The sequence below is a fragment of the Legionella sainthelensi genome (assembly GCF_900637685.1).
GTDB lineage: Bacteria > Pseudomonadota > Gammaproteobacteria > Legionellales > Legionellaceae > Legionella > Legionella sainthelensi.
In genome coordinates this window covers 2,476,373-2,490,861 of the sequence record NZ_LR134388.1, presented here as the reverse complement: position 1 = coordinate 2,490,861, position 14,489 = coordinate 2,476,373, and the positions used below count along the sequence as shown (strand labels likewise).

The following is a 14,489-nucleotide window of genomic DNA, read 5'->3' as shown; positions in this document are numbered from 1 at the left end:
ACGCTTATTTTCTAGCGTAACTCGGAAGAGATTAGAAACGAATTTTTAATCGGGGTAGCGAAAAATGGGTTTAAAGCTACTCGCATCTTCCCATGTTATAGCAGCATTATTACCTGTATCCCATTGCTTCCATGAGGCATTTTCCTTTAAACGATGGGGCGCGCGCATTAATTCCAAGCTTTGTTTTAAGGTACATAAATCTTGTGTTTCATAAATAGTGACATATCGCGCAGGCTCTCTTGTATGACTGCAATAGCGAAGGCAGGATGTCCAGGTTGGCACATCAGCGACATTTTTAGGTAAATAAATAGTTTCATACCACTCATTAAAAGAGTCTCTTTTTTCGGAAACTACTTCGACACTGACCATAAAAAAGGGACTGCTACCAAAATGGTGCTCATTTTTTATGCCACGTGGATGTTGATAGCGAAGCGTATAAATACAAGCACTTTCGAGATTGTGTAAATCATTGAGTTGAAATTGTTGCCACTGCATTTTTTCCTGTTCTCGACCTGGGCGTTCCTTAATCGCTTTTAAAGCAAGTTGTGTGTCAGTTTCTGTAGCACATTCATAAATAGTAATGAATCGTTTACTGTAATACCTAAGTGTGCCATCAATATTATGTTCTTCATAACGCCTTGCAAATTTTATTTCAGGAATAACTTTTAATAAATTGGGAATATAAACGTGATGATAAAAATCATTAAATTCAGCCTCTTTTTCTGCAGAGACATTTAAGCTAATAAAGATGAGTGAGTTATTATTTTTATTCATTGATTTGCTCAAGTAGATGAATTAATAAAAACATTTTTAAACGCATGTATATCCACTTTTTTATAGGCGTTTGTTTTTAAATAGGGTTCCTCATGTACCCATTTTTTTGCTTCCACTAAAGTATTAAATTGTGCAATGATTAACCCCCCTGTGGGGATGTCTAAATGTTCTGGATTAAGAAGAGGGCCGGCCAATAAAAGTCTTCCTTCTTCTTTTAAGTGATTCAATCGAGCAACATGTGCATCTCGGGCTATTTTTCTTTTTGCGATAGAGTCGTTATTATCGCTACATAAAAAAGCATAATAGTTTTCAAAGGGAAACTCTTCATACATGGGAAAATCCTATTCGGGTCATGTATGCATGATTATAGTATAGAATATACTATTTATCTGTTATTTTATGCTTCCCAAAAGAGTACATTTTAAATTTCGTCATTTCATTCAATAAATGTACTTAGTGGTAAAATAGTTTGAAAGAGGCGATTTTGTTCATTGAGGTATTTTTTGAAAACTATAACTTATTACCTGGCTCGAATTGATCGTTACTTATCAACGCATCATATATTTTTTTTCCATGACTAATTGCAATCCCACGTGCAAACATTCCAAAAGCAGATAAGCCAATTAAAGGATAAAATCCCTTTACACCACTTGTTTTATAAATTTGACCTGCCATGGCAGCCATATTCACTGGTTTTTCAGTGATTTTTTGATTGAGTCCAATGACACTTAAGGGATTACTGAACGCATATCCCACAATTCCTGCTACACCAGCCATTAAGGAATTATCGCCATATGTTCCTTTAAGGTAATCCAATGTATTGAAATAAATACCATATTGAACAGCATCTCTCATAGCGATAGCATTTACCCCAGACATGAAACGGCTGGCGCTGAGGGTATTAAGAGGCACATCAGTCATCATTCTGGTTTTTATTACAGAGACAGGGGTTGTTATATAAACAGTTGCAAGTCCGCCCAGAAATCCAGAGTATTTCTTTGCATTTTCCGCATCTGATAATTGCGAATGTAATGCTTTTTCAGAGAGGTATATTGCAGGAAAAAGTACGGTATTTTTCATGCAGGAATTAAAGAGAGCAATGGGATATCCTTTGAACGGATGTATCCATGCAGCGCGATAAGCATGAGCATATAAACTGTTATTCCAGATCTGTGCAAAATTTGCTTGAATTACTTGTTGAGTGACCCACTTTAAACCCTGAGAATGGAATTTGGGGCTTTCAGCAACCGATTTTGTCGCTTGAGCCAATGGTTTATCCATTAAGCCAAAAGTTGTTGTTGTACTGGTTGCACCTATTACAGCACCTTTTAGCACGTTTTCTTTGAATTCCTCTTGATTAAACGGTTTAGGATTAGAAGGAGGTTGCTCTGTCTTTTTTTTCATGTATCGCTTAATATGAGTTATTTTAAATAAAGTTACTCGTGATAATAAACAATTAACCTTAAGTAAATATTAATTCACTTAATGATTACTTTATTTGTGTTTTTACGACACTGTTTTGTTCTATATCAAAGTCAGACCATAAGGACTGTTGTTATGAAAGCAAAATCCGAGCAGAAAATCCAAGATGCTATTCAGAATCAAATGGGCAAATTCCGTAAACTTTTCGAGGAATCAATATTTTTAGGAAATAGCTTTTTTTTAACTGGCCAAAGTCTACCAGAAACGGATTGTAAAGATAAAATAAAAATAGAAATGGAATGTGGGCAAAAGAGTTTGGAGTACATGTCGCATAAATAATGATTCATTGGAGAACTACAGACATTGTATGTTAGCCGCGTTTAGTGTAACAATACAGCTAACATAGTAAAATTTTTTGCTACATATTGAATGAAGAGGGCGAACAGTTCTCAAGCTGCTTTTCAGGGTTTTCTTCCTCAACGAGCCACCCTTTTTTTAATGAAAAAAACGAATTATTAATCTTGCTCGCTTCCTTTTGAGTGCCTGTTTCATGATGATATAATCCCCAACGACCGGTCTTTGCCAGAGAATAAAATCCTAAACTAAAAATATCTCTTAATATGAAAAGTACCTCTTCAAATTTTTCTTTCACCGAATGAGAGCTGCTCGCTGTCTGTTCCACCTGATTAGTCAGACGTTTAATATGTGACTCCAGTATATCTCGATTTTGTTGTGTTCTATTTCCTTCATAGTACGCATTAAACTGTGCTTTGGAATTTTTAATAAAATCTAAAATTTCTTTTTTATCAAAAGTGCTATCCGTAATTTCTTCTACTTCTTTTTCTAATGATTTAAAAGAATTAATTAAATTATTTATTTTTGTTAACTCATCAGCAGGAATACCGATTTTTGCTAATTTCTTGAGAATCCTACTGTCAATTTGGTTAATCAATTGCTGATGCTCTTGAAGCTCATGACTAATATTTTCACTAAGAAGAACTTTTGCTTCCAGATCACCTGAATAATATTGAATTAAAATCCCTTTTATATTTCTACAAAAATTTGAGATATTCGATTTATCATTTCTAGCCTGATCGATAGTCATTTGTGCTTGCTTGACCTGAGGTTCATCTTTTAGCTTTTGTCGCTCTTCCTCTAACTTTTGCTTTGTGTTTTTTGCATTCTCTGCTGCTTCATTAAATTCATTGAGAGCTTGTTCTTTTTCGTCTGTAGGTGATTGGAGAAGTCTATCGCGTGCTTGTGTTTCTTTATTATTTGCCTCTACTAGATTTGCTTGAAGGAGTTCTACCTGTGGCCATTGTTCTTCTATATTCTTTTTTTCTTGCTCTTTTGCTCTGATTCTCTCGATAACTTTTTCTTCCAATGTGGATAACAGAGTCATAATGGCACCTATTCTATCGAGAGTTTCCGGAGGTTGTCCCAATAATCGAGAGTCAATTTTTCCTTGTCCTATCTTTTTGAGAACCTCAGGCGATACTGCTCCAATCTCCTTTGGAAATTCAAGGTTTATGATGGAAGTAAATTCAGTTCTTTCTTGCTCAAAATCTTTGGGATTATCTTTTACTACCTCAAATTCCTCAAAAACGCGCTTTATTTTATTAATATTGTTCTCAAACTCAGTTGGATAAATTTTTATGATTTCGCCGAGGCGGTTAAATGCCTTAGTGGTTCTACTTTCTTCACCAAAAGAGGGGTTAAGTTCATCCATGATCGCCAAATAACTGCTGATCCCAATTAATTGCGTGCCTAATAGATCACTCGCTTCCAGGCGATTATTGGTCGCTAACTCTTCTCTGGCCGCAATCAAAAAACTGAGAATTTCGAGATTAGGTAACTCCAACGCAGAGAAATTTATTGCGGCTTTTCTTAGTGCTTTTTGAGTTTCTTCAACACTTTTTGTTTCTTCAGGATATTCTCTATGTAGAAATTTACCAAGCTTGTAGAATGCTGAAACAGCTTTATTGATGGAGTTTTGTTGAATCGCGCTATTTATTTCATCAATATAGGGTCTGATATCATTATTAGTAATAGGCATAATGAACACTCCGTTAATCTTAAACAATGCATTTTTATAGAATTGCAGCTCACTCAGCTCATCGCCGTAAAAATGTTTTTTAGGCCATACGCAGTTCGCAAGTATTTCCATGATCTCTAGTTCATTCGGTAATACTTAATACGATGAGGTTTCCTGAAGTGACTATCGGTGCTTATTTTATACGCATTAAATTAAGTCTGTCTTAACAAAGCAGAACACATAGGAATGCGGGATTCCTTATTATAATTGGAATAATAAGCCCTTGTTCATAGGCCCTGTGGTTGAATGGTTTAAAGCTGGTAAAACTTCGTAGTAGTTATGATATCCTTGTTTGTAGAAATTACAACCAACGAGAACCATGCCCAACTGAATTGTTTTTTCTGATGTATCTATAAGATCTGATCTACCCGCTTTATGTAAAAGCCCCATTGCAGCTTGCATTACTGCACCAGTAGTACCAGAGATATCAAAAAAATGAGGTAGATTCATATGGTCATGTAGTTGGATTGTCCTGCCCGTAGGATCTAACACTTTTACACTGCGTAACCGAGGAGTTTCGGGAATATTTTCTTTCTTTCCTTCACAGCATTCAAGAAAATGGTTTACTGTAACGAGTTCGGCTTACGATATTTCAGCTCCATGTATATATTGTTCTATCTGTAAATGAGAGTAGGGTGATTCTGGTGCTTTGATGTATGGGACATGAAAGGTTTTAATGAGGGCATGATTGTTTCTTTCATAAAATTGTCTAATTCTTCTACATCTAGTCCTTGTTGTTTTGCCTTTGCAATTTTACAGAATTTTCCTCCATATGTGTTCGCAAGCATCCCCAAGGGGGATAAGACTACTTCAAGAACCCGAAACAGTTTTTGTGGGGGAACTTGTTGGCTGTTTTTAAGGATTTCAATTAATAAACGTTGATTGTCAAGGACATCTTTAGAGCGACTCTCTGCTACATTAGATCCAAGATCAAAAATAGCTGCAAGAGTTTTTGGATCTAATTTTTCCAGTTCTTTTCCGAGCTCACCTGCTATAATACAACAAGCTTCATGAAGTTCAGGAGCTGGATTTCTTGTTATTAATAAGTAATGTTCAGCACAAACAGCAAAAATTTTATCTACCGCACACAGCAAACCATAAGTACTTCCCATAGCATGTACTACTGAAGGATGTTGTTTTTTTCCGGAAGGAAACAATGGTTGTACTGTATTTACTCGTGAAAGATGAGGCGTTGACCCGATAGTATTCATGGTAATTGCATTTAGCAATGCGTTGCTTTTCAGGCTTATTCCATTCTTCATTAAATGCCTTAAAGGCGTAGCTGGAAATTCCACGGTTCTGCATTCCATCTAAAGAATTAGCAACAAATTTTTGCTTTTTTAAGTTTGTACTCTGCTTTTTGGGCTTCATTCCAAATTTCATAAACATGGTAACATTCTCCAATTACAGAGTTTAAACATGTATTAAACATCAATATTGATAGTAATAATGTAAGTTGACAGTGGAGCTTATATTAAATAATAGTACATTATGGTTTTTTTAAGGTCTTATCGGTCATTGTTTGTTGAAACCTATGCAAGCTTATCCGTTATGAGTGCTTTGATTCGTAAATCGTAGAAAATAAAACTTTAAACTTTTTTGAGAGTAATTCTTATCGATTGTAGATACCTGATTATTTGATACGTCCAGTAGTTTTTAAATGTATCTTTACAGCAATCCATAGGGGATCGATTGCATTATTTAGTTAGACTTTCATAATTGTTATATACTAAATATATACAGTTGGGTAATTTGTTAATCATTTGATCGTCAGGTGTTTATTATGAAAGCGAAGAGTGAATTCCCTGGAGTCCAAGAAATATTTAAGGTTATTACAAGTCAATTAGGTGGTTTGGATAGCTTAAAGGAAGAAAGATTCCGCGGGAATCTTGAACCTACAGAAATGGCTGTAACTATTCTAAGTCAATATATAAAAACCTCCCCGCCAGAATCTGTAGTAAAAAATGTTTTTTCCATCAAGTTGTTGTTAGGTGAAGAAGATTGTAATACTGAACTATTACGAGGAGTAGAGAAGGCAATTAGAACTCGTCAAGCAATAGAAACAAGAAAGGGAAATCATAAAGTAGCTATGCAGTTAAGCGTTCAAACGCTTCGATTGCTTATTCAAGATTCTGAGGAACTCAATAAATCAATGGATAGCTCACCAGATTCAAGCCCCAAATGAAGCATTCGGTTTGTTAGATACCCAAGGCCAAGCATTTTATTTATATTGCACTGAAGTGAGCAGAGATTCTTCTTGATCTTTTGTTTGAGTAGTTTCTTTATACAAACACTTAAATTGCTTGAAAGATTCCTGGCAATCTTTTAGGGGCCTGAGTGAATCGAATACAAAAGGTCGTTCACTTTGATTATCGCTATGCGTATTCTTTTCCAATCGCTCTTCTATCTCATTACCGTGGAGTATTTTTAAAGCCTGGGCTTTGCCGATGATCACATCAAGAGGAGGTCTACTATGAGGGTCTGGATTCAGAATGGTTTCAATGAGCTCTTTAATGTGTTCACCTTCCAGAGTTTTAAATATTGGCAAATTAAAATCTAATGGCGCTCTTTTTTGGAGATTATCCAAGATGGTGTCCTGGGCATTATGCTCTTCAGTACTAACCATTAGATCATACGCCATTAAGCCGATTTGATAGGCCATATAAGCTCCAGCATTTACAGTTTTTTCAACCCCAAATCTGTATTCAGGTGGTTCAAAGGTTGTACTGATATCACTTACGTCAACCAAATTGTCTTTATCTGTGCGCACAACAGATTTTGTATCCGCTGTTATGAGCTTACTGGCTCGCCTCAAAAAATTTGTAGCCTTGATATCCATATAAGCCATATTTTTTTGATTCAAATTAGAAGCAATTCTTGCTACTTGCTCTATTGCGTCAAGTGTACCAAGACAGCGGTTAATGGTTCTGTCTGTTTCAGGTGAATTTGCAATCGTTTGCATATGATGATTGTGGAGGTTTCCATTTGGACAAAACTCTGATACCGCAATATTGATGCGCCGTTTTGGATCACGCCCTTGCTGGGGTAATATGACCGGACAATAAAAATAATCTTGTGCAAGATTCTTTTTTATTAAATCATCATTCTTCATTTCATCTACTAAATCGTAATCTGTTTTTGGTACGTCAGCGTTCTCTATTCTTATAATAAATTCTGTACCAGCTTTCACGTTTTCAGCTAGCCAGATTTTATTATTTCCGCCGCCGATATGAGTGATATTGAATTCATTTAATTGTTGGGGAGCTTGAGTGTAGTAGAGTCTACGAAAAATTTCTCCCTGAGACTTCTTATCTTCAGCAACTAATGATTCAATTAGAGATGTATCTTTATGTTCTGAAGTACGTATCAACTCAGGATAACTATCAAATAAATCTTTTAAAAGATAATTGGTTGTATGTAGTAGGGTCTCAAAATTTTCCTGTGTATTACGTTTGCTGCTGAGAATTTCATTATTTATCATAAACAGCGTTTGCTTTTGCAAGGCTTCCAATGAGTTTTTCAGTTTTAATAGGTTTTGATCCTGAGTGCTTTGCTGTATATTCAAATTTTGACGAGCAATTTCCACTTCGGAAATGAGATTATCCATTTTACAGCAATTTTTGGAACGAGTTCCTAGCATCGCGTGTTTGGTAATTTTTTTCCAATACTCGAGGGTTAAATTTTTTATCTCGCTTTTTGAATTTTCGATAAAAATAAGATTTATATCCTTGTCAAATTTTAGAGAGTCTCTTATTTCTTCCGCAATTGGATTGGTGAAATACCATTCCATAAAATTGCCATTTTTTCTTAATTCGCGATCTGAATAAATTTGCATCCTCATTGCCTCAATTTTCTGTAATAATACTATTGCATTTGGCCTTGAGTGCATTTGATTATATTGCTCAATTAAATCATTCAGTCTGGAAATTTTAGGATTTTCTTCTGATTGTTCAATTTGTTTGATTCTCATAATTAAACTCCCTTGTTATTGTAATTAATATAAACATTCTGTTATTAATAAGTACAGTCAATTGTTTTGATATATCATATACAAGATACAAATATGTTATAATATTTAGTAAGTTAGCCATATTCATACCGAAAGTTTGGATTAAAATAAAAGAAAATTATTTTTTACTAATGACGCGAGCACAGGAAAAACATTAGGGATGAGCTAAATAAGAGTTGGGGCAGTTGTAACTCTTGATAGGTGCTAATCAAACTGAACGTGCTTGGAAAATGATGATTTGGAAATATTTTTTGATAAAACATTATGCAATGTATCTGTTGCCTGCCTTTGGGGTTTTTTGTATTTAAAATCATCCAAAATATAGGGTGTATCTCCTAAGTCCGATGTATTTTTAGCAATCTAGAGAAACAATGAATATCTATCTGATATTTTAAATATTATAATACCAACTGGGTTGTGGTTGGTGATTAGGATCTTTGCGTGAAATCATATCGGTGGTGTTGATTTTTACCGCAAACTCATTCATTTTTAGATAATGCTCCTGGGTGCCTTGGTCTTGGATCAGATCCAATTTGGCTTTAAAAGTACAAATAGGCACAATGTCATTTTCATCCAGCGTAGCGACTCGATTGAGTTGAGGAAGCATGCCTTCATCAATCGTGTCTAGAGTGGTGCCATCACTTCTTATTGCAAAATGTTTTGGCATCTTACTTGTATCGATGGGATCGATAAACGCACAAGCAAGAATTTTTAATTCAACTGTTGCATAAATTTCACCTGTTTCTGAATTTTTCGACCAATTGACTCGCCCTCGTGTCAGAGTAGGTTTTAAACCTTCAGTCAAATATTGATCGCCATCGATTAGCTTCATCGAATTTTCAAACTCATCTAAAATTATCCCATGCAATACCTGACCACCAAAATTAAAAATTTTATTGGCTCTGGAGCCAAGGATATTAATTTTATCACCTGCAAAATTTTCGATAGTGGGAATAGCATAGACATCGTTTTTTCCAGTGTCTATTTTTACTCCATAAAAAGTTGTTCCTCCACGGCGCATATCCATCACAGACGTCGAGTCATCACTGGTTGTAGCTGCTTTTGTTGTATTTTGAATGTCCTGCGCTATTTGCGTTTGTTTTATTAAATCAGTGGTGTAATAGATCTCGCTAACAGGAATATGGCCCTCTGTGTGGGCTTTTGAGAGTTCATAATGGCTAATGAGTGTACTATGGATTTCAGCAAGAAAACCACATAAAGAGCTGCATTTACTGATGATAACTAATGGTTCTGATTTTTTCGCTTTCTTTAATCTGGCAGGAAATGCATCAATATCAAAAGAAGCTAGAGTTCTATAATGAAAATCTTGAGAAAGTACTTGTTTGAAATCCTTTATTTTTTTATTCGCTACAATAATGTTCATTTCCTCTATAAAACGAATGGCATTCTCTAGTTCACTAATGGTCATATGATCATGTAAGCCTAATTTTTTTTCGATGTGTGTAATTGCCTGATAACGTGAATCATCATGAAACCATTTTATACTTTCTTTACGAGCAAGTTCTTTGAAGACAGCTAATTTTGCATTTGCTTTTGTGATTGTGCTGACAAATTCGGTCATAATTGATTAAAGGTGGGTGCTTAATGGACAAATTATATGGTATAAGAATTAAGATTTTATTAAAAACAGATTAACTGGCGTATAAAAGTAGTTAATTAGTGGACAAATGGGCATATAGGGAGGATATAAATGATACAAGCAACTTTTTTTACGCAAAGAGATACCCCTTCAATAAAGAAAAATGATCTGCAAACCTGTTACATCCCAATTGTTGAAGTTATGGATAATATGCAGCAAGTAAGTGCTTGGAACTATGCAAGAAATCCTTTGGTATCCCGGATGCTCTATACTTCTACTACTGCTTTGTTTGCACAAGAAGCGCTTGAAGCAGGGAGGACAACAGTTTCTTGTTACAAAGTGATGCTTAGTGCAACACAAATGGCGATGTTTCATAAGAGCAAAAGTGTTGGTAAAGGCCATTTGCTCGCTTTAAATTTTATGCCCAAAGACATTCTCAGTTGCATTAAGATCTCAGGAAATGAATACAACGAAGTGATAAATCCATTTTATCAAACGAGTGAGTTGGCTACGTTTGCATCGCCGTTGATAGCTCCATGTGCCTGATCATGCTCTCTACTCTCTAGACTGGTATCTCGTTTCGTCTTGATAAAGGTGAGTACTATTTATGTGCATGATTATAATCCCAGGATAAAACAAAAAACCACTTGCAAATGAAATATAATATTACTATAATTTCAAATGAAAGGAGGTTCAAAATGAAAACTGCCAATAATGTACGCCATAAAGAAGAAGTTGTTTTGTCGAAGGCTTTATGTAACTTGGCAAAGTTTTATTCTTTAACCGGCAAAGATTTAAGTAAAATTATTGGGATAAGTGAGCCCAGTGCATCGCGTCTCAGTCAAGGAAAAAAGTTAATTTCACCTCATACAAAAGAAGGTGAAATCGCGCTATTGCTTTTACGGATATACAGAAGCTTAAATGCTATGGTAGGAAACAATCATGAAAAAGCTAAATTATGGCTGAATAGTCAAAATAAATATTTTAGAAATAAACCTATTGAAGAAATGAAAACTATTCCTGGGTTAATTCGTGTACTTAATTATCTAGATGCAATGCGCGGTAAATTATGAGTATTTGGACTGAATGTGAGGGGGGGAAATTTTTCAAATATTTAGAGTTGGAACCTTGGCGGATAGTTGAGGATCAATATAGCTCAAGCTCTAGAGATTTAGTTGATAGTAGCGAAGAACATGACCTTTTAGAAAAAATACTAGACAATTCAAAACCTCAAGCAATCAATGGTAAGCATTATTTAATTTTTACTCCTTTCAGATATCCACCCCTTGAGTATGGATCTCGATTTGGCAATACTTATGAGCCTTCACTGTGGTACGGGTCTTTATCTTTGCAAACAGCATTTGCAGAAGTAGCATTTTACCGTTTGAAATTTTTTGATGATACTTGCGCTAACTTAGGGTACATTGAGATTCGAATGACTGCATTTAAGGCTTATATAAAAACAAAAAATGGAATTGACTTAACAAAAGCTCCATTTCAAAAATACAAAGAGAAAATTTCCAGCAAAACAAATTATGAACAAAGTCAACTATTAGGTACGGAAATGAGGGAGGCAAAAGTTGAGGCTTTTATATTTTCTTCAGCAAGAGATAAACAAGTGGGAGAAAATGTGGCAGCATTTACACCAGACATATTTAAAGTTAAAGATAAAGAGTATATAACAAATATGCAAAATTGGCGTTGTATAGCAAACAGGAATGTTATTGAATTTAGTCGGGATGAAATTTTACAGAGAAAAAAAATAGAATTTTCTAAGGATGAGTTTGAATAGAAAAATAGAAATTGAATTCTCTTATTCGCCAACTAAATATGTATGAAATTTGTTTTTATTTAATTGATTAGCGATATTTTGGGCAATTTATTTGCATTAACTGTTTCTAGGTTATATCCTGCTACGCTTAATTTTGTAGCAGAAATTAACGTTTATGCTATGTACTTGTAGACGAAATAATATAAATAAGTTTAATAGAGCAAATTCTGCTGCAAATCAGGATAAAATACTGTACAATATGCGACAATTTTTTAACCATTAAATTTTAATAAGAGTGCTATGACTGATTTAAACCTTTATAGAAACATTGGGATCTTCGCCCACGTAGATGCCGGAAAAACCACCACTACTGAGCGTATTCTTAAGCTCACTGGTAGAATCCACAAAATAGGTGAAGTTCACGATGGTGAATCAACAACCGATTTCATGGAGCAGGAAGCGGAGCGTGGTATTACCATCCAGTCAGCAGCAGTAAGTTGCTTCTGGAAAGGTCATCGCTTTAACGTCATCGATACCCCAGGACACGTTGACTTTACTGTAGAGGTATATCGTTCACTGAAAGTACTCGATGGTGGAATCGGGGTATTCTGCGGTTCTGGCGGCGTTGAGCCTCAGTCAGAAACCAACTGGCGTTATGCGAACAATTCAAAAGTATCTCGTTTGATTTTCGTAAACAAGCTGGATCGGATTGGCGCGAACTTCTTGAAAGTGACCGAGCAAATTAAAAAAGTATTGGGTGCAAATCCGTTAATTATGACTTTGCCTATTGGATTTGAAGACAGCTTCGTAGGTGTTGTTGATTTACTAACCCGTAAAGCGTACGTTTGGGACGAATCTGGGCAGCCAGAAAATTACAAGATTACTGATGTACCCGCAGATATGCATGATGACGTTGAAATGTATCGCGCTCAATTAATCGAAACAGCACTGGAAATGGATGATGAATTGCTGATGGCATATCTAGAAGGGGAAGAGCCTTCAATAGATGAAATTAAGCGTTGCATTCGTAAGGGCACTCTTGAATTAGCGTTCTTCCCAACTTATTGCGGTTCAGCCTTTAAAAACAAAGGAATGCAACTTTTATTGGACGCAGTAGTTGACTATTTGCCTGCCCCCCATGAAGTTAATCCACAACCTTTGACCAATGCTGAAGGTGAGCCAAACGGCCAATTCGCTATTGTGTCTCCTGATGAGCCATTTAGGGCTTTGGCATTTAAAATCATGGATGACCGTTTTGGTGCTCTAACGTTCGTACGTGTCTATTCAGGAAAGCTCAATAAAGGGGATACTATCCTTAACTCCTTTACTGGTAAAACGGAACGTGTTGGCCGTATGGTGGAGATGCAGGCAAATGAGCGTAATGAATTACAAAGTGCTGAAGCAGGCGATATTATAGCGATTGTAGGCATGAAAAACGTTCGAACTGGACACACTCTTTGCGATCCTAATCACGAATGTACTCTAGAAGCAATGGTTTTCCCTGAGCCCGTTATCTCTATTGCTGTCACGCCAAAAGATAAAGGTTCCACCGAAAAAATGAGTATTGCTATTGGTAAGATGGTCGCAGAAGATCCAACGTTTAGGGTTGAAACCGATGAAGATTCAGGTGAAACCATTCTTCGTGGTATGGGGGAATTGCATCTTGATATTAAAGTGGATATTCTGAAGCGTACTTATGACGTTGAGTTAATAGTAGGCCAACCACAGGTTGCTTACCGCGAAACCATAACCAAATCAATTCAAGACAGCTACACTCACAAGAAACAATCTGGTGGTGCTGGTCAATACGGTAAAATTGACTACACTATCTCACCAGGTGAGCCAAACACTGGATTTACTTTCACTACATCTGTTGTGGGTGGAAATGTCCCAAAAGAGTTCTTTCCAGCAATTGAGAAGGGTTTCCGCTCAATGATGGATACAGGTACTTTAGCAGGGTTTCCTGTATTGGATGTTGTAGTTGATCTTTGCGATGGTGCTTATCACCCCGTTGACTCTTCAGCAATTGCATTTGAGATTGCTGCAAAAGGTGCTTTTCGTCAATCCATACCAAAAGCTGCACCACAATTGCTTGAGCCTATTATGAAGGTTGACGTTTATAGTACAGAAGAGGATGTTGGGAACGTGATTGGTGACTTGAACCGTCGTCGTGGTATGATCTCAGGTCAGGAACCCAGTGCAGCTGGTGTCCGCATTAAGGCCGATGTACCTCTTTCAGAAATGTTTGGTTACATCAGTACCTTGCGCACGCTTACTTCGGGTCGTGGCCAATTCTCAATGGAATTCTCTCACTATGCTCCTTGCCCAAGCAGTGTAGCTGAAGCAGTAATTGCCAAAGAAAAGGAAAAGAAAGCCGCAGCAGCTAAGTAAGACAGCCAATAACTTTTGAAAAAGCCCTGTCAGCTTGCGCTGATGGGGCCTTTAATAAGGTCAAACAAATATTAATTCCGCATAAAATTTACCAACATAAGCGGTCAGTTAAGAGTTAATAATATACATAGGGTACAACACCATAAGATAATTCCAATAAAAACTCCTGCAATGAATTGGATAAATTTTTCTTGGCCTGTAATCTTATTTTCTATTTTCATCTTCTTGTTATTCCTGCGTGCTCATAATTAGAATTTATATTCGAGATACTCGAGGAGTTCCTATTTTGGGAATGGGTATAAACTCCAATAGCAAAATACAAGAAGCTAAGACTGAACCCAGTAATAATTCCCAATATGAGCCAAGTTGTTTTTTTGCAGTTAATCATACGAAACCGATGCTATCGAGGTTAGCTAATTCTACAGAA

General features: G+C 36.0%; 14 protein-coding genes. 6 read left to right on the top strand and 8 right to left on the bottom strand.

What is annotated here, in order from left to right; genetic code table 11:
• Positions 1-45: 45 nt before the first annotated feature.
• The 3 genes from EL220_RS11030 to EL220_RS11020 all read right to left on the bottom strand — a co-directional run bounded on the left by EL220_RS11030 (position 46) and on the right by EL220_RS11020 (position 2,178).
• Entirely contained in the window at positions 46-774 is a 729-nt protein-coding gene (locus tag EL220_RS11030; RefSeq protein WP_027271812.1) for a hypothetical protein, read from the bottom strand.
• A gap of 8 nt (positions 775-782) precedes the next feature.
• Positions 783-1,106, bottom strand: coding sequence for a YciI family protein (locus EL220_RS11025; protein WP_027271813.1), 324 nt, complete (start codon positions 1,104-1,106; stop codon positions 783-785).
• A 178-nt stretch (positions 1,107-1,284) separates the two neighbouring features.
• Positions 1,285-2,178 (bottom strand): hypothetical protein, encoded by an 894-nt coding sequence (locus EL220_RS11020; RefSeq protein ID WP_027271814.1) that lies wholly within the window; start codon positions 2,176-2,178, stop codon positions 1,285-1,287.
• 153 nt (positions 2,179-2,331) lie between these two features.
• Here EL220_RS11020 and EL220_RS11015 point away from each other — a divergent pair, with 153 nt between their 5' ends.
• The gene (locus tag EL220_RS11015) at positions 2,332-2,535 is read left to right on the top strand and encodes a hypothetical protein (protein WP_027271815.1); all 204 of its coding nucleotides are present in this window, start codon (positions 2,332-2,334) and stop codon (positions 2,533-2,535) included.
• A gap of 79 nt (positions 2,536-2,614) precedes the next feature.
• Here EL220_RS11015 and EL220_RS11010 read toward each other — a convergent pair whose 3' ends face one another.
• From EL220_RS11010 to EL220_RS11000, 3 genes are all read right to left on the bottom strand, one after another.
• Positions 2,615-4,252 carry a hypothetical protein gene (locus EL220_RS11010; RefSeq protein WP_027271816.1) on the bottom strand — a complete coding sequence of 546 codons (1,638 nt, stop codon included), beginning with the start codon at positions 4,250-4,252 and terminating at the stop codon, positions 2,615-2,617.
• 240 nt (positions 4,253-4,492) lie between these two features.
• On the bottom strand, positions 4,493-4,783 hold the full coding sequence (locus EL220_RS11005) for a hypothetical protein (RefSeq protein ID WP_128130891.1): 291 nt from the start codon (positions 4,781-4,783) through the stop codon (positions 4,493-4,495).
• A 122-nt stretch (positions 4,784-4,905) separates the two neighbouring features.
• Positions 4,906-5,586, bottom strand: coding sequence for a hypothetical protein (locus EL220_RS11000; protein ID WP_035906327.1), 681 nt, complete (start codon positions 5,584-5,586; stop codon positions 4,906-4,908).
• A 488-nt stretch (positions 5,587-6,074) separates the two neighbouring features.
• Between EL220_RS11000 and EL220_RS10995 the strand changes: the two genes are divergently transcribed.
• Entirely contained in the window at positions 6,075-6,476 is a 402-nt protein-coding gene (locus EL220_RS10995; RefSeq protein WP_027271818.1) for a hypothetical protein, read from the top strand.
• Positions 6,477-6,512: 36 nt separating this feature from the next.
• Here EL220_RS10995 and EL220_RS19020 read toward each other — a convergent pair whose 3' ends face one another.
• A complete protein-coding gene (locus tag EL220_RS19020) occupies positions 6,513-7,898 on the bottom strand; it encodes a serine/threonine protein kinase (protein WP_232002399.1) in 1,386 nt (461 codons plus the stop codon).
• A gap of 793 nt (positions 7,899-8,691) precedes the next feature.
• Positions 8,692-9,882: a hypothetical protein gene (locus tag EL220_RS10980; RefSeq protein WP_027271820.1), complete on the bottom strand. Its 1,191-nt coding sequence runs from the start codon at positions 9,880-9,882 to the stop codon at positions 8,692-8,694.
• Positions 9,883-10,011: 129 nt separating this feature from the next.
• Here EL220_RS10980 and EL220_RS10975 point away from each other — a divergent pair, with 129 nt between their 5' ends.
• The 4 genes from EL220_RS10975 to fusA all read left to right on the top strand — a co-directional run bounded on the left by EL220_RS10975 (position 10,012) and on the right by fusA (position 14,062).
• Complete coding sequence (locus EL220_RS10975; protein ID WP_027271821.1) at positions 10,012-10,446, top strand: hypothetical protein; 435 nt, start codon at positions 10,012-10,014, stop codon at positions 10,444-10,446.
• Between the two features lie 152 nt (positions 10,447-10,598).
• A complete protein-coding gene (locus tag EL220_RS10970; RefSeq protein WP_027271822.1) occupies positions 10,599-10,973 on the top strand; it encodes an antitoxin Xre/MbcA/ParS toxin-binding domain-containing protein in 375 nt (124 codons plus the stop codon).
• Complete coding sequence (locus tag EL220_RS10965; RefSeq protein ID WP_027271823.1) at positions 10,970-11,692, top strand: RES family NAD+ phosphorylase; 723 nt, start codon at positions 10,970-10,972, stop codon at positions 11,690-11,692. Before EL220_RS10970 ends, EL220_RS10965 begins: the two co-directional genes overlap by 4 nt.
• A gap of 279 nt (positions 11,693-11,971) precedes the next feature.
• Positions 11,972-14,062 carry an elongation factor G gene (gene fusA, locus EL220_RS10960; protein WP_027271824.1) on the top strand — a complete coding sequence of 697 codons (2,091 nt, stop codon included), beginning with the start codon at positions 11,972-11,974 and terminating at the stop codon, positions 14,060-14,062.
• The last annotated feature ends 427 nt before the right edge of the window (positions 14,063-14,489 follow it).

Excerpts from the sequence above, each read along its gene's own strand:
- EL220_RS10965 (WP_027271823.1), top strand. The coding sequence starts at position 10,970 with ATGAGTATTTGGACTGAATGTGAGGGGGGGAAATTTTTCAAATATTTA.
- EL220_RS11015 (WP_027271815.1), top strand. The coding sequence starts at position 2,332 with ATGAAAGCAAAATCCGAGCAGAAAATCCAAGATGCTATTCAGAATCAA.
- fusA (WP_027271824.1), top strand. The coding sequence starts at position 11,972 with ATGACTGATTTAAACCTTTATAGAAACATTGGGATCTTCGCCCACGTA.
- EL220_RS11030 (WP_027271812.1), bottom strand. The coding sequence starts at position 774 with ATGAATAAAAATAATAACTCACTCATCTTTATTAGCTTAAATGTCTCT.
- EL220_RS10980 (WP_027271820.1), bottom strand. The coding sequence starts at position 9,882 with ATGACCGAATTTGTCAGCACAATCACAAAAGCAAATGCAAAATTAGCT.
- EL220_RS10995 (WP_027271818.1), top strand. The coding sequence starts at position 6,075 with ATGAAAGCGAAGAGTGAATTCCCTGGAGTCCAAGAAATATTTAAGGTT.
- EL220_RS10970 (WP_027271822.1), top strand. The coding sequence starts at position 10,599 with ATGAAAACTGCCAATAATGTACGCCATAAAGAAGAAGTTGTTTTGTCG.
- EL220_RS11020 (WP_027271814.1), bottom strand. The coding sequence starts at position 2,178 with ATGAAAAAAAAGACAGAGCAACCTCCTTCTAATCCTAAACCGTTTAAT.
- EL220_RS11010 (WP_027271816.1), bottom strand. The coding sequence starts at position 4,252 with ATGCCTATTACTAATAATGATATCAGACCCTATATTGATGAAATAAAT.
- EL220_RS11025 (WP_027271813.1), bottom strand. The coding sequence starts at position 1,106 with ATGTATGAAGAGTTTCCCTTTGAAAACTATTATGCTTTTTTATGTAGC.
- EL220_RS19020 (WP_232002399.1), bottom strand. The coding sequence starts at position 7,898 with ATGGATAATCTCATTTCCGAAGTGGAAATTGCTCGTCAAAATTTGAAT.
- EL220_RS10975 (WP_027271821.1), top strand. The coding sequence starts at position 10,012 with ATGATACAAGCAACTTTTTTTACGCAAAGAGATACCCCTTCAATAAAG.